General features: G+C 66.3%; 16 protein-coding genes. All 16 read right to left on the reverse strand.

Annotation, left to right across the window (positions count from 1 at the left end):
* Nucleotides 1-34: 34 nt before the first annotated feature.
* The 16 genes from ACIP67_RS29585 to ACIP67_RS29660 all read right to left on the reverse strand — a co-directional run bounded on the left by ACIP67_RS29585 (nt 35) and on the right by ACIP67_RS29660 (nt 19,610).
* Entirely contained in the window at nt 35-1,501 is a 1,467-nt protein-coding gene (locus ACIP67_RS29585; RefSeq protein WP_401695931.1) for a hypothetical protein, read from the reverse strand.
* A 179-nt stretch (nt 1,502-1,680) separates the two neighbouring features.
* Nucleotides 1,681-1,830: a hypothetical protein gene (locus ACIP67_RS29590; protein ID WP_401695932.1), complete on the reverse strand. Its 150-nt coding sequence runs from the start codon at nt 1,828-1,830 to the stop codon at nt 1,681-1,683.
* A 305-nt stretch (nt 1,831-2,135) separates the two neighbouring features.
* The gene (locus tag ACIP67_RS29595; RefSeq protein WP_401695933.1) at nt 2,136-2,858 is read right to left on the reverse strand and encodes a hypothetical protein; all 723 of its coding nucleotides are present in this window, start codon (nt 2,856-2,858) and stop codon (nt 2,136-2,138) included.
* 315 nt (nt 2,859-3,173) lie between these two features.
* On the reverse strand, nt 3,174-4,298 hold the full coding sequence (locus ACIP67_RS29600) for a LacI family DNA-binding transcriptional regulator (RefSeq protein ID WP_401695934.1): 1,125 nt from the start codon (nt 4,296-4,298) through the stop codon (nt 3,174-3,176).
* Nucleotides 4,299-4,327: 29 nt separating this feature from the next.
* Nucleotides 4,328-4,690 carry an HNH endonuclease gene (locus ACIP67_RS29605; RefSeq protein WP_401695935.1) on the reverse strand — a complete coding sequence of 121 codons (363 nt, stop codon included), beginning with the start codon at nt 4,688-4,690 and terminating at the stop codon, nt 4,328-4,330.
* A 5-nt stretch (nt 4,691-4,695) separates the two neighbouring features.
* Nucleotides 4,696-4,866, reverse strand: coding sequence for a hypothetical protein (locus ACIP67_RS29610; RefSeq protein ID WP_401695936.1), 171 nt, complete (start codon nt 4,864-4,866; stop codon nt 4,696-4,698).
* A 95-nt stretch (nt 4,867-4,961) separates the two neighbouring features.
* On the reverse strand, nt 4,962-6,044 hold the full coding sequence (locus ACIP67_RS29615) for an AAA family ATPase (RefSeq protein WP_401695937.1): 1,083 nt from the start codon (nt 6,042-6,044) through the stop codon (nt 4,962-4,964).
* A 378-nt stretch (nt 6,045-6,422) separates the two neighbouring features.
* On the reverse strand, nt 6,423-7,367 hold the full coding sequence (locus tag ACIP67_RS29620; RefSeq protein ID WP_401695939.1) for an SsgA family sporulation/cell division regulator: 945 nt from the start codon (nt 7,365-7,367) through the stop codon (nt 6,423-6,425).
* A 154-nt stretch (nt 7,368-7,521) separates the two neighbouring features.
* Complete coding sequence (locus ACIP67_RS29625; protein WP_401695941.1) at nt 7,522-10,320, reverse strand: AAA family ATPase; 2,799 nt, start codon at nt 10,318-10,320, stop codon at nt 7,522-7,524.
* Between the two features lie 314 nt (nt 10,321-10,634).
* Nucleotides 10,635-10,886 carry a hypothetical protein gene (locus tag ACIP67_RS29630; RefSeq protein WP_401695942.1) on the reverse strand — a complete coding sequence of 84 codons (252 nt, stop codon included), beginning with the start codon at nt 10,884-10,886 and terminating at the stop codon, nt 10,635-10,637.
* 107 nt (nt 10,887-10,993) lie between these two features.
* A complete protein-coding gene (locus tag ACIP67_RS29635; RefSeq protein WP_401695943.1) occupies nt 10,994-12,901 on the reverse strand; it encodes an AAA family ATPase in 1,908 nt (635 codons plus the stop codon).
* A 151-nt stretch (nt 12,902-13,052) separates the two neighbouring features.
* On the reverse strand, nt 13,053-14,006 hold the full coding sequence (locus ACIP67_RS29640; RefSeq protein WP_401695944.1) for a methyltransferase: 954 nt from the start codon (nt 14,004-14,006) through the stop codon (nt 13,053-13,055).
* Between the two features lie 129 nt (nt 14,007-14,135).
* Complete coding sequence (locus ACIP67_RS29645; protein ID WP_401695945.1) at nt 14,136-15,821, reverse strand: hypothetical protein; 1,686 nt, start codon at nt 15,819-15,821, stop codon at nt 14,136-14,138.
* A gap of 110 nt (nt 15,822-15,931) precedes the next feature.
* On the reverse strand, nt 15,932-17,173 hold the full coding sequence (locus tag ACIP67_RS29650; protein ID WP_401695946.1) for an AAA family ATPase: 1,242 nt from the start codon (nt 17,171-17,173) through the stop codon (nt 15,932-15,934).
* Nucleotides 17,174-17,505: 332 nt separating this feature from the next.
* The gene (locus ACIP67_RS29655; RefSeq protein ID WP_401695947.1) at nt 17,506-18,552 is read right to left on the reverse strand and encodes a hypothetical protein; all 1,047 of its coding nucleotides are present in this window, start codon (nt 18,550-18,552) and stop codon (nt 17,506-17,508) included.
* A gap of 107 nt (nt 18,553-18,659) precedes the next feature.
* A complete protein-coding gene (locus ACIP67_RS29660; protein ID WP_401695948.1) occupies nt 18,660-19,610 on the reverse strand; it encodes a hypothetical protein in 951 nt (316 codons plus the stop codon).
* Nucleotides 19,611-19,826 lie beyond the last annotated feature (216 nt).

Consider the following 19,826-nt stretch of genomic DNA (forward strand, 5'->3'; position numbering starts at 1 on the left):
GCGTGGCCGGAGTCCGGGCACGCCTCAGCCGGGGCTAGACAGGAGCCGAGGCCGGTTTCACGCCTCCTCGGCGTCCCAGGCCGTGCGCGGTGCGGAACGGCGCGGGCATGTCCCAGGACCCATCGGTCCTGGGGTGCACGACGCCAGCGGCAGTGAGCTCTTCGAGGAGGTCGTGGTAGCGGGCCAGGTGCCGCATGCCGCTGGGGTACGGGTCCGCCGTGCGGGAGCCGAGACGGCGAAGACGGTCTGGCAGGCGCGCGCGGTCCCACTGGGCGATGACCTGGTCGGAGTCGATCGGCAGCGGCTGCCCGGCCAGCGGAGCGAGCGCCGCCCGCACCCACGGCATGGCTTGCTCAACCTCTGCGGCGCGCGCACGCGCTCCCTCCGGCACGCCCCGGCGGATGTCCTGGTGGTGAAGGGCGCGCGGGTGGTCGGGGTGATCGTCCAGGGCGTGGCGCACGGCCTGCCTCAGTGCGATGAGGAACGGGCGCGGGCTGAGTCCGCCGACGCCGTCCTGGAGATACGTGAGCATGAACCGGTACGAGGAGCCCCTGCGGGCGGTCGTGCCCATGTACGGGTCCGCGATCATGGTGAAGAGGCGTTCCTGCGCGGCGGGATCGGAGGTCAGCTGCTCGGGGGCGCTGAAGCGGCCGTCGGGGGTTAGCCCCCAGCCCGGGGTCAGAGAACGGAAGGCGGCGGCACCCTCACTGGGGTGGTTCGCCAGGAGGTGGAAGAACAACCCGTAGAGGTGCGTTCCGGTCACCTGGCCCCAGTGGTCCGGCGTGCTCCAGTTCAAGTCGGCCGTACGCAGAGCACGTCGGGCCTCGGACGTGAGCGCCCACAGGGCCGCGTCGAGGGTGTCGGGGCGGAGGAAGACCTTCGCCCTCACGCGCGGCCCGAGGCGGGCCAGGTCGGCAGCGAGCTGGAGGACTCCGGAGGCGAGGCGATCCGTAGTGCGCTGATCGGGGTGGAGCCGGTCCAGGCTGTCGAAGACAACCAGATCAGTGCGGCCCTGCGAGTTCAGGTCGGCCACGGCCTGGCGCAGGGCGTCGGGGTTACGCAGCAGCCACTGCACGCGGTCGCGCCAGCTGGGCAGGTGTGTGAGGTCGCATACGCCCAGGGCGATCAGGGCGACAGCGGTCCACACCGTCACGGGGCGGATTCCTTCGCCGAGCAGTGCCTCCAGCTCCGGCGCGGCCGGATAGCCGTCGCTGTCTCCTGTGGCTCCGTGGGCAGAGATCACCCGGGTATCTGCCAGGCGCGGCATCTTCAAGTCATGGGCGGCTGCCGCACGGAGGTCAGGGTCGGTCAGGACCCGGGTCCACAACGTCTTGCCGACTCCGGGACCGCCGCGGACCACGCTGCTGTCGATGAACAGCGCGGGGCGGCAGCCGGGCGTGTAGAGCATGGAGGTCGGCAGTGTGGCGGCGTCGCGGGTCAGCGCTGTGGTGAGCGCGTCATGTATGAGCGTGCGCAACTGGCCGGGGGTGGGGAGCGTCATCACAGGGTCCTTCCAGTAGGGGCGTGCGGCAGGCGGGCGTGGTGGTCGCCAGCGGGCGATCAGTCGAGATCCGTCTCGGACAGCCATTGGGAGCAGCCCTCCCGCAAGAACCAGCCGCGCACGTGGCGTCGTCAACCTGGGGTGCCGCATCCCGTGTCAGTCGCGGGTGCGTTGTGAAGTCAGTCGTCGTTGGTGGCGGGCGGGATCAGTACGACTGTTTCGCCGCCTTGGTCGACCCATTCGACGCGACCGGTCTGCTTCTTCAGTTCCACAGCTGCGGCATACAGGTCGTCCGGGGTCACGTGGAGAGTGGTCATGGGCGCGGCCATGCGTCTCCTTCAAGGGTGGTTGTCACTGGCACACCGGCGCCGGATTTCCCGTCCCTGGTGGGCCCCGATTCCGGCGGATTCTCCGGCGCCGGATTTTCATGCGCTGGTGGCTCGCCCTGAAGCTCCGGGTCATCGCACACCACCTGCTCGTGCCGGAAGGTGCCCTTGTCGGTGGGCTCCCTGGTCCGCTTCAGGTAGCCGAACTCCTCCAACGGCGGTCTGGGTGGTCTCGTATCCGGCCTCTTCGAGGTGGTGGTTGAGCTGGGTTGACCAAGTGCTGCAGGTTATGGGTCGTGCGAGCGCTGTCAGTCCTTGCTCTCCTCTTCGCCGGCCTTGCCGATCTCTTCGTCGATGTACGCCGAGAGAAACTTGCTCGACAGCGGGTCGAAGCCGTGCCGCTCTGACCAGCGCTTGAGGTATTCGACGGGCTCAGCGTTGCCGGGTTCGTCACGCACCTTGCCGATGGCCTCGGCGATCCACTTGAGGGTGTCCGTGCCGGGCCACTCCGGCGAGGTGCCCAGGCCGAGCGCGATCGCGTCGAGCACGTCGGTGTCAGTGAGGGGCGTGCTGGCCCCGCGGCTGTTCGCGCGGGAGAGCGGCTGCTCGTGGTCCGGGATGAAGCCCATGGCGAGGAGCACGCTCTCGGGCAGCTTGTAGGCGGCCCAGATCGCCTCGGTTGCGTCCGTGGGGGTGCCGCCGCTGGAGAGCCCGCCGGAGATGTAGAGCCTGTAGTCGGCGACCGTGAGGAATGTCGTCTCCCGGGAGTCGAGGGCCTCTTCGAGGTTGTTGATGATGACGAGACCGGCACGCCGGGCGTACTCGATGAGTACTTCGCCGTTCTCGTCGACGAGGTCGGACTCGCCGTCCAGATCCGGCAGCAGCTCCTCCAGTTCAGCCTCAGGCTCGTCGAAGGTGAAGAGCGAGGCGTCTGTGATCTCTTCGAGCAGCTGACGGCCTCGGTCGAAGTTCGGCGGTTCGGTGCTTTCGGCCGGGAAGGCGATGGTGGCGGTGAGCATGCTCGCGCCCATGATGATCTGCTCCTTCAGGATGGGGGAATTAGTGGGTCGGATCAGTCCTGGATCCAGCCGAGGACGTCGTCGACGTCCTGGTCGCAGCTGGCCTTGATCGCCTGGCGCAGGGTCGCGCCGGGGTTCTCGAGGTAGTGCAGCGCGGCGCTGTCGATGAGGTTGGCCGTGTCAGTACCTGCTCGTTCTCGAGCGCGAGATCGCTCACGTCGTTGGCGGCTCGGCTCACGGCGTCGCTGATACGCTCCTGGAAGAAGTCCTTCGTGCTGGCTGAGCCGTAGAGGCCGTCGCTGAGGGACCATCCGGCGCCCCCGTGCCCTACCCCTCCTCCGGCGAACGCGGCGGGCTTACTGTCGTGCGCGGCGCACGTCGCTGGGACGAGGTCCGCACGATCAGCTCCGTCGGTATCACCTGTTCGACGGGGTGGTCGGACTCCACTCCCTCGATGGCGTCGATGAGGGGCTGGACCACCGCCGTGCCGATCCGGCGCGGCTTGAGGGAGAGCGTGGTGACGGACGGCTCGGTGTTCGCGTACACGGCGGACTCGCTGCAGCAGACCAGAAGCAGGTCGTCCGGCACGCGCAGGCCGTAGCGGCGGGCGGCGGCGAGCAGATCGGTGCCGTTCGGGTCGAACAGTCCGTAGACGGCGTCGGGGCGATCGGGCCGGGCCAGCAGCCGGTCGGCGGCGACGGCGCCCGCGCACGGGTCGTGGGCGGGGTAGGCCTCGTAGACCGGGTCCTGTCCGACGCGCTCGCACCAATGCAGATAGGTGGTCGTGGACAGATGGGTGTACGTGTCGGTCGTGGTCCCCGTGAGGAGTCCGATCCGGCGGGCGCCCGCGTCGGCCAGGTGGTCGAGGATGCCGAGCACGGCGGCCTCGTGGTCGTTGTCGACCCAGGCGGTAACCGGGAGCGAGCCGGCCGGGCGGCCGTCGGATACGACCGGCAGACCCTGCCGGACCAGTTCGCTGACGACCGGGTCCTGGTCGGACGGGTCGATGACGACCGTGCCGTCGAGGGCAACGTTCGACCACACGTCGTGGCGCGAGGTCGCGGGGAGGATCACGAGGGCGTAGCCGCGGGCGAGCGCGGCGGAGGTGGCCGCGCGGGCCATCTCCGCGAAGTACGCGAACTCAGTGAAGGTGAACGGCTCGTCCCCGTACGTCGTCACGGTCAGGCCGATAAGACCCGACTTGCCGGTACGGAGTGTGCGGGCCGCGGCCGAGGGCCGGTAGCCCAGCCGGTCGGCGACCTCGCGGACATGGCGCCGGGTGGCGTCCGGGAGCCGGCCCTTGCCGTTGAGGGCGTCGGAGACGGTCGTGATGGAGACGCCGGCAGCGGCGGCCACGTCTCTGATCCCCGCCCGCCCGGGTCGACTGCCTCGGCGTGAGGTTTCCGCGCGGCTCACCTGGTGCTTCCCTGCGTGCGGGTCGTCCGAGGCCATGAGTTTGCTCCTGCTGTGTGTCGGGGTGGTCAGTACTTCTTGCGCCGGCGCGTGAGACGCCAGCGGTAGAGGGGGCTCGGCACGCGGTTGGACTTCCGCCGGTTGTGCCGACGGCAGAGCAACTGGCCGTTCCACAGTTCAGTCGGCCCGCCACGGCTCCAGGGGTGTATGTGATCGCCCTCGGTCCCCGGTGCCGGGCACCGGAACCAGAGGGGCGGCTTGTCCTCGCACCGGCCGTTGGCCTGGCGGATGAGCTGCTGCTTCTGGGACCAGCTGAAAAGCCGGGTGGGGTCCCGCCAGCGCCGCTTACGGCCAACGCCGGCGGCGAGGCACAGGATGCCGAGCGCAGCGACGGCCAGGCAGGCGAGCAGCACAGTCGAATCTGGCTGCATGGCGCTCAGTGCGGGTCGTTGCCGAAGGAGATCAGCTCACGCCTGGTCGCCCAGAACAGGTCCTCGGAGTCGATGACCGTGACAAGACAGGCCTTGCCGAGGCAAAGATTGGCCCTTCGGGGCTCACGATGCTCTGCGCCGATGTCGGGCTCGGAGACGACGCAGTACTTGGGCATGGTCGAAGGCTGCTTTCTGTACAGGAACGCGTGAGCCGGACAGCGAACCGCCGAGGAGACCGGAGTGGCTCCTCGGCGGTTCGGATGGGACGTCCTCAGAAGTCGATGGAGTACCTCGGGGGACGGCGCAGGGTCACCGAGGCAGCGCTCAAGTCCTTCTTGTCGACGGGCGACTTGTCGTCCTCGTCGCGGAGGTCGGTGAGCGTGAAGGCACCATCCGGGAGCTGGTAGCCGTCCTCGGACGGAACGGCGTCGCGCATGCGGAACTGCAGCCCGGTGCCGGTGTCCCAGTCGTTGATGGTCTGCAGGCTGTCGCTGTCGAACAGATCGACACGGCCATCGAAGACGTCGGTGTCGCCGTTCTTCCAGGTGATGTGGGCCTCGATCCGCAAGCCGGCGTGCTCGCTGCGCTTGATGTTCAGGTCACCGATCACCTCAGCGAACGACCCGCCCAGGCGCAGCTCGAAGGCGATCGCCCGCAGGTGGTCGAAGTTGATGTCGTACTTCCGGGAGAAGTCGACGATCTCGGCCACCTGCTTCTCGGCCGCTCCGGGCACCTGGTCGCGCATGTAGGTGGCCACCGTCTCGGGATCGGGGTAGGCGAAGCGCATGTGGTAGTGGAAGCGGCCGGGGCGGTTGAGCATGTAGTCGTTGACGCGGTGCAGCTCGTTGACCGACAGGACGTAGAGGCGCTTCGTCGTGCTCAGCCCGTCGAACAGGCTCAGAAACTGGTTCTGCGACTCGTCGTCCTCGTTGGAGAAGATCTTCTCGAACTCGTCGAAGACGACGACGACTTCACCCAGTTCGTCGAGGAAGGCGGCCAGCCCCGGCGTGTCGTGCTGCACGAGCACGGTGGGCAGGTGGTGTGCCTCGCGCATCCGCTCGGCGAGCAGGCGGAGCATGAGGCTCTTACCCATGCCCTTGTCGCCGGACAGGATGACGCCGAGCGAACGGTCCATGGCGGAGTAGCCGGTGACGATCCGCTGTACACGGGAGGCGTGGCTGCCGTAGACGGTCTCTTCGCCAGATGCCAGCGGCTCCGTCTGGCGCAGGCTGTAGCCGGTCATCTTCGAGAAGGCGATCGTGTAGGTGGCCACGGGCAGATCAGCGAAGGTCTGCACGGAGTCCCCGTAGAGGCGGAATTCCCCGCTGGAGGCGACGATCGTGGATGCGGGCATGAAAACTTCTCGCTTTCGCGGGAGTATGTGGGTAAAGATGGCGGCGGGGCAGCGGCACTCAGCAGATCGGAAGCCCGCTGTTGTCCGGGGGGTATAGGGAGGTTCCCCAGGGAGCTGTGCAGCTCGGCGATGCGGCCCTGGTGGGCGCCGAGTGCGACGTCGACGAAGCTCTGGGAGCGGCCCGGTCGCTCAACCGCTGGACGGTGCCGTCGGTGAAGTAGTTCTTCATCAAGTAGGAGCGGTCGATCACGAGCTAGACGGCGGCGCGGTCGCCGAGGCCGTCGCTTTTGCGGAGGCTGCTGCGCGCCGCTCGTGTGACATGACGGCGCGGATCTCCCTGCGCCGGGCCCGTTGCGGGCGTGCGGGGCGGTGCTTGGCTCAGTGGGTCAGAAGATCGTCGAGGAAGCTGTCGATGTCGACGAATTCGGACTCCCGGCCTGCGGGGACGACCTCGAATGTCTTGGCGAGCCATGCCTTGACGGAAGGTGCCGGTCCTTCAAGGCGGGCGTATCCGTCGGGGGATTCCAGTTCGATGCTGAGGCAGCGGTTCTGGTGAGGACCGATCGGAGTGATCTTCACGTCACCGATGCCAGCGGGTGCGGTGAGGCCCTGGTCGAGCAGTTCCCGGGCGAACGTCCACGGGACCACCTTGTCGGGCGTGACGTCAAAGGAGAACTGCACCGCGTAGGGGTCGGTGTCCTTGTAGTACAGCCGCACGGGGACGAAGACACGCGTGTTCGGGCCAGCCACGAGCGTCATGCGGATCTTCAGTTCCAGGCCGGGAAAGTCCATGGGGGGATTCCTGTTCTTCGGCGGGAAAGCGTGGTGGAGTCGGGCGGCGGGAGGCAACGCCCGGCGATACTCGAACACCGCCGTCCCGCCTAGGTCGCTGTGCGGGAGGGAGACATGGCGGGTGCGGCGTGCTGCGCCTGGCGTTCTGCCAGGGCGTTGACGGCGAAAAGGACCTCGCCGTGGAGGGCCCACTGGTCGAGGTAGCGCCAGGCTTCGGCGAGGCTCTCGACGAGCGATTCCTCGTACGCATTCGTGTTTGTCTCCGGAGTGGACCGCCGCGCCGTGCACCGGGTCCATGTTGTGGCCGATCACGATGCGCTTGGGCTCGCCGTCGCGGTAGAGGATCAGCGCCAAGTCGAGGTCGATGTCCTTCTGCCCACCGCCCAGGTTGATCTTGCCGCCGGTCTTGAGCGCGAGCTTGCGGGCGAAGCCGGACTGCTTGGCGGTCTTTCGGTCCCAGGCCGCGCCGAACACCAGCTTGGTCACGCCGTCGAGCGACGAGTCGACACCCTTGCGGAAGTTGATGGTCATTGTTCGAACTCCTTCTTGAAAATCGCTTGTTGCGGAACACGGAGGCCCCTGTTCTGATCATGACGATCTGGAACATGGGCCTCGCTGCGTCTTACTGCTCTTCGTCGCCGGGCGAGGATCCGTCCCTGCGGCATGGGGTGGTGGCGGCGGTTGGTCAGACCGCCGCAGTGACCGCGGAGCTGTCGTCGGCGCTGTCGGGGGCAGCGCTGTCGTTGTCGTCCAGGAGGTCCGGATCGATGCCTAAGGCGCGAGCGGCGTTCCTCTTGTCGCGCTCGGTCAGAGCCGTCACGATCTGCTCGTAACTGCTCTGGATCGGCGGGTTCTTCACGGTGCCGTAGCCGAGTACGTACTGGCTCTTCATGGCACGGGTGAAGGCGACATAGAACATCCGCTTGGCGTCTTGGGTCATCTTCGTGTCCTCCCTGTAGAGGACGACAGCGTTGTCGAATTCGAGACCCTTGGCACCGTGGATCGTCGAAACGACCAGGTCGGCCTTGGACTCGAGGTTCTTCCGCTTGCGCTCCTGGTTCTTCTGCTTGTTGATGTTCAGCTTCTGCTGGTTCCGCTGAATCTCGAAGGAGAGCAGGTTGTCGCGCAGCCGATCGAAGAACGCCTTGTGCGTGAGCGTGCCCTGGTGGCAGAGCGTGACCCAGCCGTTGATGGTCGCGCTGTTCTCGATCCACCACTCGGAGATCGTGCGCAGGATCGCCTTCTCAACGTTGGCGTTGGCAGCGTTCTTCGTCAGCTTGTCCATGTTGTCCTTGATCCCCTGGGAGACCACGAACGCGGCGTTGGCCGGCGGTGCCTGCAGGACGTCGTTCCAGAAGAACTTGATGTACTTCGAGAAGATGTCCGTGGCGTAGACCCGATCGCTGACCAGAGAGGCGACGCGGCGGTCCGGGTAGCGCTTTTCGAGCACATCCTGGATCAAGGACACCTCGCGGCGCGAGTAGGCCAGGAAGGCCAGTTGCTCGCCCCGGTCCAGGCACTTGTCCACGTAATCGGGGATGACCGTGTTGCGCACGATCGCTTGCAGGTCCTGGGTGACGAACCCGGTGAGTCTGGCCACCTCGCGGTACTCCAGGGTGACCTTCTCCTGGAACGAGTCGGCCGTGGGCATGGCGAGCGAGTTCGCCTGCAGCTGGATGTTGGCGAACTGGTTGGTCTCCAGTCCGCCGAGCACGACGTTCGCGAAGTCCAGGATCTCCTGGTTGCTCCGGTAGTTCGTCGTGAGCTTGAAGGTCGCGAAGACCCCCGAGCCCTCCAGCGTGTTGAGCGCGCGCGGGTTCGCTGAGCGGAACTCGTACAGCGTCTGCGAGGCATCGCCGACGATGAACAGGGACTGAGCGTGCTTGGTGATGTACTTCAGCACGTAGATGAACTCAAACACGCTGTTGTCCTGCACCTCGTCGATGATGAGGTACTTCGACTGCACGTGGGCCGGCTCGGCCATGTCGTCGATCTTCTGGTAGCAGATGATGATCTGCAGCTCCAGCGACGTCTGCTCGATGCGGTCGAGCAGGGCGATTACCTCGTCGAAGTGGCTCTCGACGAAGGTGTTCAGGGCCGTGAAGGCGCCGGTCCTGTTCTGGTCGACCTCCAGCAGGCGGTGGCGGAACGTCGCCGCGAACTGGCTGTTCGGGTAGAAGATGTCGATCGAGTTGATGATGGTGTCGATCGCCGAGACCTTGTGCCTCGGGTGGTTCATCGAGTAGATGTCGATGATCATCTTGGCGATCGTCATCGAGCCGACGTCCGGGTTCTTCTCCGTGATGTTGTCGGCAGCGGCATTGGTGAACGAGAGCACCGTGATGTCCGAGGCGGGGACGCCGCAGGCTTCGAGGTACTTGATCCGTTCGAGGATCACGGTCGACTTGCCGGTGCCGGCTCCCGCCTGCGTCATCACCAGCGGCTCGTGCGTGGTGAGCGCGTCGAGCTGCTGCTTGGACAGGTGGGGCGGCAGATTCGGAGGCGTGGCCGGCTGCGCAGGCACGATCAGCTGAGGCTTCATCTGCTCCAGGTGGTCGAGCGTGTGGTTCATGAGCAGGCTGAGGTTCTGCTTCGACAGCTTCGTGGCGATCTGGCCGGAGAAGGTCGCATCCAGCTGCTTGTGGATCTGGCGGTAGGCCTCCAGCGGGACGTTGTAGTTCTCCAGGTAGCGCAGCTGGACGGCGAGCATGTTCAACTGCTGCTCCGTCGGGCCCGCGGGCATGTCCTGGATGTAGCGGCAGACCTCGTCGGCAATCGCCTCGGAGTCCCAGATCTGGGCCAGGCGCGTGATGCGCTCGTAGATCGAGTACTGGCGCATCCACTCGTCGAACTCATCGCCGAGGTTGGGGGCCGTCAGGCCGGCGGATGTGAGCACGTCCTGGACGTAGTCACGGGCGTTCTCCAGCGGGCTGGTGTCCCACTGCAGGAAGACGGCGGCGGCGTGGTTGCCGTAGCCGACCGAGCGCGGGACGGCGGTCGCGTACTCCGGCTCGGGCAGCCCCTTCTTGAAGAAGTACAGCTCCATCCGGTACTGGATGACGAGGTCGCGCGTGGACTTGCCGCCGGACTTGTCCTCGTAGAACACGAGGGCCTGCGGGGTCATGTCGAAGACGACGTCCCAGTCGTCGAACCGGCTGGACGAAGTGTCCACAGCGAAGCGGTCGTCGGCGTGCGGGCTCGGCAGGGTGAAGGACCCGCCGGCGTTCAGGGCGCGGCGCGTGATCGGCGCGAGCGGGATCGACGTCGTGGTGATGTCGTGCTGCGTCGAGCTCTGCTTGACCTCGATGTCGGTGGCCATGGCGTAGGCGGTGTTGGTGGCAGTGTTGATCGGCCGCAGGGACTCGTTGAGCAGGCCGATCTTCTTGCCGTTGCCGGTGAGCTTCGAGGAGAAGAACTTCGGGTCGACGGCCTTCTGAGCAACGGCATTGGCCGAGAAGTCGAGGTCATCAAGCAGGACAGGCATGTCGTTGCCTTTCTTCGGCGGGTCGAGAGGTGGATTGAGAGAAGGCATGGATCATGTCGCATAGCAATTCCGACAAGGGGTGAATAGTCAGTCGAATGCTCGAAGGTGAGCGAAAAGCGCAGCGACAGGGCTGGGTCATGGGCGCAGGTACGAACACGGGCGGGGCTCTCGTCAGCCGACGAGCCCCGCCCGTATTCCTCTCAACCCACCCGTCAGGGGCCGTTAGGCCCCTGAATCCGGGGTATGTGGCGAAGCCACGCCCCGGACACCGCGCGCTACCCAGGCGCGCGGTCGTTCATCAGCGGCAGCTCACCTCACTTCGAGGTCGAGTCCGGGCGCCGGTCGGGACCATCGACGGCAGCATCGCCAGCATCGAGATCCCAGGGACAGGCCGTGACGAGGGATCCAGCGGGATCGACCTCGATCAGGCCAAGCATGAGGCCCAGTTCGCGGAGTTCATCGGTGCTCCGGACATGGGTGGTGAGGTTCGCTCGGGCCGCGGCAGAGAGCTCCATGGCTCGCTTTCGGTGCTCTTGGAGCAGAGGTGCGGGGAGCATGGTGGACATGGCTGTCCCCCTTTCTGAGCAATGAGGGCGTGGGGGTGAGGTACGCCGAGCGCTCCTGTTCCGACAACATCCGGAACAGGAGCGCTCGGTGTGATGTGGACGGCTGCTCAGTCGTCCGACGGGGATGCCGAGGCTGTGCCGCCGGGCTGGGCAGCGAGCAGGTAGTCCTCGATCCAGGTGCGAACAGCCTTGCGCGCCGGTCGCGCACCTTGGGAGTCCACGTAGGTGGTCTCTTCGATGGCTCGCAGTTCGTCGTCGGGCATCGACGCGGGCAGCGCCTGGGCCAGCCGCGGCTTGGCCTCGACGATCCGTTCACGCTGCCGCTCGTAGTCGGCGGCCATGATCTGCTGGTAGGTCTGACGGTCGATGGGGTTGAACCCCACGACCAGTGAGAACCGGCCCAGCAGCTCGGCGTCGAAGAACTGCTCCAGTGCTTTGTTGAGGCTCTGGTTCGAGATGGTCTTCCGGTTGTTGCCGAAGCCGATCATCTTGCCGTCGAGCGAATCACGGGCGGCGTTGGTCGTGCAGATGACCAGGGCCTTGGAGAAGTCCAGCATCTTGCCATGGGCGTTGCGGATGTAGCCTTCGTCGAACGCCGAGAGGAACAGGCGTTGCACGGCCTTGTCGGCCTTCTCGAACTCGTCGAGCAGGATCACCCGGTGGGGGTTGGACTCCAGCGTGTCGAACGGGAGCTCCTGGTTGGAGTCCGATCCGACATAGCCGGGAGGTGAGCCGATGATCTTCGACGTCGACCACTCGCTGTGGAATTCGGTCATGTTGAGGATGATCGGCTCGGTGCCGGTCGTTTCCTCAGCGATGATCTTGACTGCCTCGGTCTTACCCACACCCGAGGCCCCGGCGAACAGCCACGTCGTGGGCGTCTTCGTCGGGAACAGGCCGAGCTCTTCGCGGGCCAGACGGTCCGTGAGTTTGGCGAGCACATCGTCCTGGCCCTGCAGGCGGCTGGTGAGCGTGGCGCTCAGCGCGGCGACGTCGAGGTCCTTGCGCTGGGCGTTTCCGGTCATCAGGCGCTTGGCCACATCGAGCACACGGGTGCTCGTCAGCGGCACCTGCGGGATGGACCGCAAGGTCTGCGCGAGTGCCGTGTCGCCGGCGACCTCGGCCTGGACGATGAGCTTCTTCTGCTCCAGGACCCGGTCAGCCATCGCCCGGTCGAGCAGGGTGATGGCGTTGTCCGGCCGGTGCTGGCCAGCCCGGGAGTTCGCTTCGGCGATCTGCACCACCGAGGCCAGGACGTCGTCGGAGACCCCGATCTGGTGGCGGTAGTGCGCCATGAGGCCGGGCCGGACGGTGGTCATCACAGCCAGCGTCTGCTCCACGCTCAGCTCGTCGACGATGAGCCGGGTGAAGCGACGGGCGAAGGCCGGGTCCTCGTCGAAGGCCCGAGACTCGGTGCTGGTGGTCGCGCCGATGACGGACATGTCGCCGCGGGCCAGGGCCGGCTTGAGGATCTGCGAGATCTTGCGGCCGACGGCGTCGCCATGACTGCCGGATCCGCCGGTGATCTGGTGGATCTCGTCCATGAACAGGATGGCCTTGTTCTTGGGGTCCGAGGCGAACTCGACGATCGCCTTGACCTTCTCCTCCAGCGAGCCGACGATGCCTGTCCCGGCGATGATGTTGGTGATGGGCAGCTCGTAGATCGTGTAGTCCTTGAGCTGGTCGGGAATGAGGGCGTCGCCGAGCGCGATGCGCCGTGCGATGTCCTCGACGATCTTCGTCTTGCCGACGCCGGCGGAACCGACCAACAGAGCGTTGGGCTTGGTCTTGCTGATGACGACCGAGAGGACCTGCCCGATGAGCGTGTCACGGAACATGGTCGGATCGGCGTTCTTGAACTTCTCGTTGTAGTCGACGAGGAGCTCCTTGACGTCATCGGCGCTGCCAGCGCTGGACGGCAGTCCCCCGGACGGGAACTGCGGAGGGAAGCTGCCGCCACCGCCGTTGCCCTTGTCGTCGTCGGAGCCGCCGGGTGTGAAGTTGCTGAGACCCACCGGGTCCTCCTTCGGTGCAGGTCGCTCGGCGTGGTGGCGCGCTGGGTGGATGCGCCACGGTGTCCCGAGCAGGGATATGGATGAGTGAGAGGGAAAGTCAGGGGTCGTCAAAAGCCGCACTGCTCTTGACGGTTTTCGAGGAGCGGCATGGTCAGCTGACCTCGATATCGCCTGGCACGGTGGTGGGCGCAGGCTTGGTGAGCGCGGCGGCAACCTCTTCGAAAGCGGCGACCGCCTTGCGAAGATCAGCGACGATCTCCGCGGCGATGTCGGCCGGGTCTCCGAGTTCTTCCGCGTCCTGGGCGGGGATGCCGCGCGTAGGCCAGAGCGTGGGCCGTGCGTCGGCCGGACGGGTGGCAGGAATGGTGACGAGAACGGTGTCGACGGTCGTCCCGGACTGGGCGAACGCCCGGGCCGGAAGTGCTTCGACGAGACCACCGCGCTGTTCCACGAGCTTTCGGAAGGCTGTGGTGCTGCCGGTCTGTTCAGTGACGGTCCACGACATGACGGACACCAGCAGCCCGTCCGGCTTCAGGAACCGCAGGGCATGGGTGACATGGGCCATGTCGGTGCCGCGGGTGAACGGGGGGTTCATCAGCACCCGGTCGTAGCTAGGGTTGGCGGGGGTGGTGAGGAAGTCAGCGACCTGCACCCTGCGCGCCACATGCGTATCGGACAGGACGGTGGCGTATCCGGGGTCCCGTTCGATGCAGTCCACGATCGCACCGCGGGCTGCTGCGGCTGTGGCTATGGCACCGGAGCCCGCAGACGGTTCCAACACGGTCATGCCGGGCTCAAGGGCGGCCAGAGCGATGAGCTGGTCGACAACGGGTTCGGGTGTGGGGAAGTACTGAGCAAGGGTGCGTTTCTCCCCCAGGGTCATGACCTCACCGGTGGCAAGCACTGGGGCGAGCGCCTCGGCGGCGTGGACGGGGAAGAGGTGCGCACCCTCGGTCTTCGTCCATCGACCGCCGACCGCTTCGAGGACCTCGTTGACGCGCTGGTACAGGGCGGGAGTCAAGCGGGGGCCGACGAGCATCAGGCGATGGTCATCAGTCTTGGTACGGCCTGACAGGGCTGCCAGCACATCCGTGGGGATTCGCATCGGAGGTTCCTTGAGTGCGAGTTGCTCGGTGTGATGGATGAGAGAGAAAGGCAGGGTCGCCAGGAGCGGTGCCGGCCAGGGGGGTTGGTCGCACGGCACCGCTCCTGGCGGTTCTTGGGGGGCGCAGGGTCAGACGACCATGCCGAGGAGCCTCTGCCGGATGCTCGGGTCGATGTGCTGCATCGAGTGGGCGTAGCGTTTGGCCAGGTCAACCATGGACGACCAGTCCATGGCGGAGCACGGTGCGTAGTACAGGTTCATGGGGTGGTCCTGACGCGTGGACGGCGGCAGCCAGTCGAAGTCGGTGACCATGAGCGAGAGCCTGCGCTGGCGCACGCGGCTGGCGTTGATGTACTGCCAGATCTGCGTGTACTCGGTTCCGCCCGACACCTTCGGGATCCTGCGGAACTCCTTCCAGATCTGAGCCGTCGACTTGTTCTCCGTGCGCAGCATCACCTCCTGGGACAGGAAGTGGCTGAACGAGTTGAAGTACAGGTTGATGTTGAGCTTCTTGGCGATCCGGATGAGCATCATGACCGCCTCCTGGTAGTTCTCCTCGGAGATCGAACCGGAGGTGTCGATGTAGATGTGCAGGTCGGGCATGTACTGCACCGAGGTGATCCGGCCGGGCTTGTTGAAGTCGTCCGGATTCCGGCGGCTGGCCTTGAGGAAGGTCGCCTTCGTCGTGCGGAAGATGTTCTGCGACTTGTTGACCTTGCCCATCCGGCGCAGCACACGGGTGATGTCCTTGAACAGGTCGAGCTTGCTCGGCGGCTGCTTGCGGAACGCCACCTGGGCGCTACGGCTGCCAGGCTGGCCCGGTTGCTGCTTGGCTCCCAGGGCGGCGGCCCGGGCGGCGGCCCGTGGCAGCGACGTGAGCTTGGACAGCGACGTGTTCGAGACGACCTTCACCGGCGAAGCCAGCGACTGGTTGATGAGGTTCCACTCCCCCGTGATCTTCGCCGCGGTGGCCCGGGCATGGGCCTCGACGTTGACCAGGACGAGGGAACACGGGCAGAACAGCTCCCCGACCGTGAACGGCAGGACGCCGGTGTCCAGGGCGGTGTTCTGCTGGCTGGCCTGGGCCCGCTGCTGCTCAACGTAGTTCATGAGCATGTGCACGAGCACGCGGGCGAAGGAGTGCTCATCGTTGGCATCGGAGTCGTCCTTGCGCACCAGCAGCGACTCGGTGAGCCCCTTCAGGGACAGGGCCGTGAAGTCGTTCAGCAACTTGATGGTGGCCGGCGGCAGCGCGCTGGCCATCGCCTGCGTCTGCTGGGACAGCCAGACTTTGAAATCGTCGAAGGCCGCGGAGGACTGAAACCAGAACCCGAGGGTGTCGGGATGGAAGGTGTAGGCGACTGAGGCGAAGAAGGCGCTCTCGTCGCCGGTCCCCGCCAGCAGAGCCTTCGCAGCCGGGAGGACATCAGCCTGCGCGGTGTAGAGCACCCGCGGGGAGGGCGCGGGCATCTTGTTCTGCTGCCCGGCCTGGACGGCGAAGAGCTCGGCGACCGGCAGCGGTGTGCCCTGGTCGAAGTTGATCAGGGTCTGCCCGAGCAGCTCCTTGACGGTCTGCTCGCTGGCCACGTTCAGCGTGTCGCCGAGGCAGCTCAGGACCAGATCTGGGATGTCCCCCGTCAGATCAGCGCCCTGGGCGTCGGTGATGCTCGCCGGGGCGTTGGGGTGCAACGGCTCCAGCAGCGGGTCGATGAGGGTCTGCTGGATCGCCGGCATCGGGTCGTAATCACCGGTGCACGAGATGGCGTGCAGGGCGTCGAGTACGGCCGGCTTCTGGTTCGTGACGGTGATCGTCATGGGTCGTGGTCTCCTTCTGAGGACAAGGCAGCGGCAGAGCGCCGCCGGCGGTGGGGAGTTGCAGTAAGGACGGCAGCCCGCAGCAGTCCCCACCACCGGTGAGCGAGCGATCAGAGGAAGGCCGAGAGGACCGGCTTGGCCTGGTTGACGATCGGAGCGTCGATCTCCATGAAGGCCTCGAGGTTCTGGCGGTCGATCTGCTGGCTGGTCACCATCTCGATGAGCGTCCGGGTGTGCTCCGGCTCGATCTGGGTGATGGCCTGGGCCAGCTGCTCGATGAGGCGTGCGTTGTCCTTGCTCTCCTTGAGCGCGTACAGCAGCGACCCGGACTTCTCGTTGTCGGTCAGCGTCGCGATGACCGCGGCCATGTCGGTCATGGTCGCTGCGGCCTTCAGGCTCTGGTAGCAGTTCGGCTTCGGGACGTTCACCCGGTTCTGTTGCACGCCGCCGACGTTGTTCGCCAGGTCCTGGGAGATGGTGGCCACGAGCTGCGTGGTGAACATGGTGTCTCCGACGTAGGCCTCGATGGCCTCGTTCAGCAGCGAGGTCTCGCGGTCGCCGATCTGGATCGGGGTGGCCAGGTACTGCGCCAGCTGCTGCGGGTCGGCCGCGTTGAGCCACTTCGACAGGTTGTCGATGGTGCGCGGCGTGGTGAGCTGGTTCATCTCCTCGCCGCCGTCGAACAGATCGGCCATCGTGACGTTGCCGTTGTCGTCGTCGTCCTGGCCGTCGGCGACGATGGCCTCGGGCGTCGACTTCTGGAAGATGAGCCCGGGGTACTGCGTGAGCACCGTCTTCACCCAGGGGTTCATGTTGTCGCCGAGGACGGACATGAGGGTGGCGGCGTCGGGCTCGACGTGGAAGATCGCGAAGCGGGACAGGCTTGCCTCGTCGAGCGAGGTGACGTTGCCCCTGTCGTTGCCGGCCACGACGATGCGGACGTTCTTGGGCAGCTCGACGTACCCCATGCGGCGCAGCGTGACCAGGGTCAGCGCGCCGGAGGTGACGTCGGAGGTGGTGCGGTTGATCTCGTCGAGGAAGAGGATCGGCCACTCGCGGGGGTTCTTCTCGGCGTAGTCGATGCACTCCTGGATCACCTGGTGCGGGTAGAAGACCTGCTTGTAGCTCTGCGTGCCGTCGTCCTTGGTGTACGGCACCAGGCGCGCACCGGTGAGGTCGGCCTTGTCGGCGAGCTGGTTGCACGGCAGCGTGAAGGCCTGCGTGCCCATGGAGTAGGCCAGGTCCTCGACGAAGCTGGACTTGCCGATGCCGGGTTCGCCCATGAGAGCGGGCGTCGCGCCGACCTCAAGTGACTGCTTGATGAGAGTCGTCAGGGTGTCGTTGAACTTCATGTCGATGTCTTTTCTGTGCGCGGGCGAGGAAGAGAGAGAAAGACAAGAGATGTCGGAGGACGGCGCTGCTGCTCTCGGCGTCGCCGAGGCTGCATAGGCCGTGAACGGTCCTGTGGCGCGGGCCGCGCCGTCGGAGCCCGGCGGAGACCTGCACACCCGAACCGGCGGCGATGGAGCCCCGCTGCACATCGCCACCCGATCGCGCTCCGCGCGATCCAGCCCTGTCCCCCACCTGTGCTCGGCCCCGCCGCAGCACCCGTCACCCGCCCCACCCGCTGCCGGAGGCAGCAGATGAACCAGGAGCAGAAGCAGCAGGAACAGGCAGCAGAGCGTCAGTGGGTCGACGAGGAACGGGCCTCGCGGTCGGCCACGAGCGCAGCCGCCCGGTCGAGGAGGAAGGGCCGGCCGTTGCGCCGCTCGCTGTGCTTGGGGCGCGCAGGGATGACATCGACCGCCGCCTTGTAGAGCAACCACGCGGTGTCGCCCGTCGAGTACTCGACGCCGAGGGCGCTGTAGGCGCGCAGCTGCGTCCGCATCCAGCCGTAGAGCGACGCGAGAACCGAGAACTCCCAGCGGGACATGTCGTGGTTGAAATCGCCGGGATCCCGGAGCTGATGGCGTGCACTGGCCAGGGTCTGCTCGACGATCGCCTGTGAGTACGGGATGTCGGGCATGTCCTCGGCGGTGTCGACATCTGATGCTGAGGCTCCGGAGCTCTCGCTGGCGTTCACGGCCAGCTGCGCGTAGAGGTCCTCTATGGAGGCGAAGACCGGCGCACTAGTTGCTGCGTTGACATGAGCGACGATGCGATCGGGCACCGGCTGGCGGGTGAAGGTCGACCAGTGGTCCAGGAGCAGCTCGTACCAGCCGTGTTCCTCACGCAGGACGCGCTTGCCGGCGGCCACGGGGAAGTCGTGGAAGTTCTTCGGCAGCGGCATGACGAGATGGAAGCCCTGGCCGGACATCGACAGCTCCGAGTAGAGGATGCCCGGCAGCCGCAGCAGGTCTGTGGCCACACCTGGCGGGCAGTCGGCCTCGATGTCGAGGACGAGCAGCCCGTCAGTCTGGGCTTGGAGGTAGAAGGCGGTGTTCGCGGCCTTCGGTATCGCCGCGGTGAGTTCGTCGAGGGTGAGCAGGCAGGTCTCGTCCAGGGCGAAGGCTCCGCGCAGTGGGCCGGAGTGCTTGCAGCTGGAGGTGCAGCCGGCGAGCAGGTGCCGTACGTCGATCGGGGCCTTGCGCTTCGGCGGCTTGGTGGGATCGTCAGGGGTCTCTTCCCCGATCTGTCCCGAGATGGTCCACCGACAGGCACTGGCGAGAGTGCGGATCGCGGGGTTGCCGTAGAACTGCGGGAACCAGGCATGGGGGTCGGCTGGAGTCATCGTGGGACGCACGCTTTCGATCGGAGGCGTCAGGAGGGGAAGAGAAAGACAGGACCCCCGTACTGCACGGATGCGAGTACGGGGGTCTCATCGATGGTCAGCGTGGATCAGCCCTGGTAGGTGATCCCCGCCTGCTGGGCCGGGCCGGAGCCGTTCCAGGGGCCGGTGGCCACGGGCGAGCCCACGGGCGAACCGGCGTCCTTGAGGGAGGCGTTCTCGGCCTCCAGGCGCGCGAGCTTCTCCTCCAGGGTCTCCTGCTGGGCAGGAGCCGGAGCGGGAGCTGCGGCCGGAACAGCAACCGGAGCAGGAGCAGCAGCGACGGGCGCAGCCACGGCGGTCGCCGGGGCCTGAGCCTGAACCGGAGCCTGCGCGGCCACGGCCACAGGTGCGGACGCCGGCTGCGGGGCCGGGAAGGACAGGCCGTCCTCCACCTCGGTCGCCACCGGGACGGCGGCGGCCGGGGCAGCACTGGCAGGAGTGGCCTGAACGGGGCGCGGCGTGCCGTTGAGCACGATGCCACGCGCAGCCAGCTCAGCCTGGTCGATGCCGCCGGCATTGTAGTAGCGCGGCGTCTCGTGGACGATCACCTGTTCGAGGGCCAGGCCGCGGTTGTTGAAGTCCTTCGGCTTGTAGGTGCGCACCACGAGCGTGACGTCGAGGCCCTGCGCGAGCTCCTGGCCGGACTCGTCCTGGTCGTAGGTGCCGTCGCCCTTCGGAGAAGGGATCGCGATGACCGGCAGGGTGCTGCCCTTGGAGTCGATGGAGTAGTTGGGTCCGGTTTCGGGCCGCTTCGGAGAGTCGTAGCGGCGCTCGGAGACGAACTGCTCTTCGAGGGTGGGGTTGTTCGGATCGGCGAACTGGACCTCGGCGTGAATGATCGTCGCGGTGGTGTGCGGCTTACCAATGGGGTTCATGCCGTTCTTCGTCTTGCGCTGGTCGCTGGCGACGAGCTCGGCGCCCTCGATGAGGCGGGCGAGTACGGCGAAGCCGAGCTTCCCGCGGATGAAGACGTTCTTGCCCTCGGTGATCTGGCTGGCGGAGATGGAGTAGTTGGCCATGGTGGTGCGGTTCCTTCGTTCGGTCTGGCGGTCGGGTGACTCAGGGGCCCATTGGAGGGCTATCGGACAGGATTCGGACTGCCATCCAATCCCTTATTCTATCGACTTCGATTCAACTATGAGTAGGATGTCGATGTTGAACATGAATGGTTGTGCGCGCTACTCGCAGAGGAGTTGGGACAGGGATGACGGCTACGATTCAGAGGCCGGTGGGGA

The sequence above is a fragment of the Streptomyces sp. NPDC088812 genome (genome assembly GCF_044750285.1).
Classification (GTDB): Bacteria; Actinomycetota; Actinomycetes; order Streptomycetales; family Streptomycetaceae; genus Streptomyces.

Coding starts and splice junctions, on each gene's coding strand:
- ACIP67_RS29610 (WP_401695936.1), bottom strand. CDS start 4,866: ATGCCCAAGTACTGCGTCGTCTCCGAGCCCGACATCGGCGCAGAGCAT.
- ACIP67_RS29625 (WP_401695941.1), bottom strand. CDS start 10,320: ATGCCTGTCCTGCTTGATGACCTCGACTTCTCGGCCAATGCCGTTGCT.
- ACIP67_RS29620 (WP_401695939.1), bottom strand. CDS start 7,367: ATGACCATCAACTTCCGCAAGGGTGTCGACTCGTCGCTCGACGGCGTG.
- ACIP67_RS29660 (WP_401695948.1), bottom strand. CDS start 19,610: ATGGCCAACTACTCCATCTCCGCCAGCCAGATCACCGAGGGCAAGAAC.
- ACIP67_RS29595 (WP_401695933.1), bottom strand. CDS start 2,858: ATGGGCGCGAGCATGCTCACCGCCACCATCGCCTTCCCGGCCGAAAGC.
- ACIP67_RS29600 (WP_401695934.1), bottom strand. CDS start 4,298: ATGGCCTCGGACGACCCGCACGCAGGGAAGCACCAGGTGAGCCGCGCG.
- ACIP67_RS29615 (WP_401695937.1), bottom strand. CDS start 6,044: ATGCCCGCATCCACGATCGTCGCCTCCAGCGGGGAATTCCGCCTCTAC.
- ACIP67_RS29655 (WP_401695947.1), bottom strand. CDS start 18,552: ATGACTCCAGCCGACCCCCATGCCTGGTTCCCGCAGTTCTACGGCAAC.
- ACIP67_RS29590 (WP_401695932.1), bottom strand. CDS start 1,830: ATGGCCGCGCCCATGACCACTCTCCACGTGACCCCGGACGACCTGTAT.
- ACIP67_RS29630 (WP_401695942.1), bottom strand. CDS start 10,886: ATGTCCACCATGCTCCCCGCACCTCTGCTCCAAGAGCACCGAAAGCGA.
- ACIP67_RS29585 (WP_401695931.1), bottom strand. CDS start 1,501: ATGACGCTCCCCACCCCCGGCCAGTTGCGCACGCTCATACATGACGCG.
- ACIP67_RS29605 (WP_401695935.1), bottom strand. CDS start 4,690: ATGCAGCCAGATTCGACTGTGCTGCTCGCCTGCCTGGCCGTCGCTGCG.
- ACIP67_RS29650 (WP_401695946.1), bottom strand. CDS start 17,173: ATGAAGTTCAACGACACCCTGACGACTCTCATCAAGCAGTCACTTGAG.
- ACIP67_RS29640 (WP_401695944.1), bottom strand. CDS start 14,006: ATGCGAATCCCCACGGATGTGCTGGCAGCCCTGTCAGGCCGTACCAAG.
- ACIP67_RS29645 (WP_401695945.1), bottom strand. CDS start 15,821: ATGACGATCACCGTCACGAACCAGAAGCCGGCCGTACTCGACGCCCTG.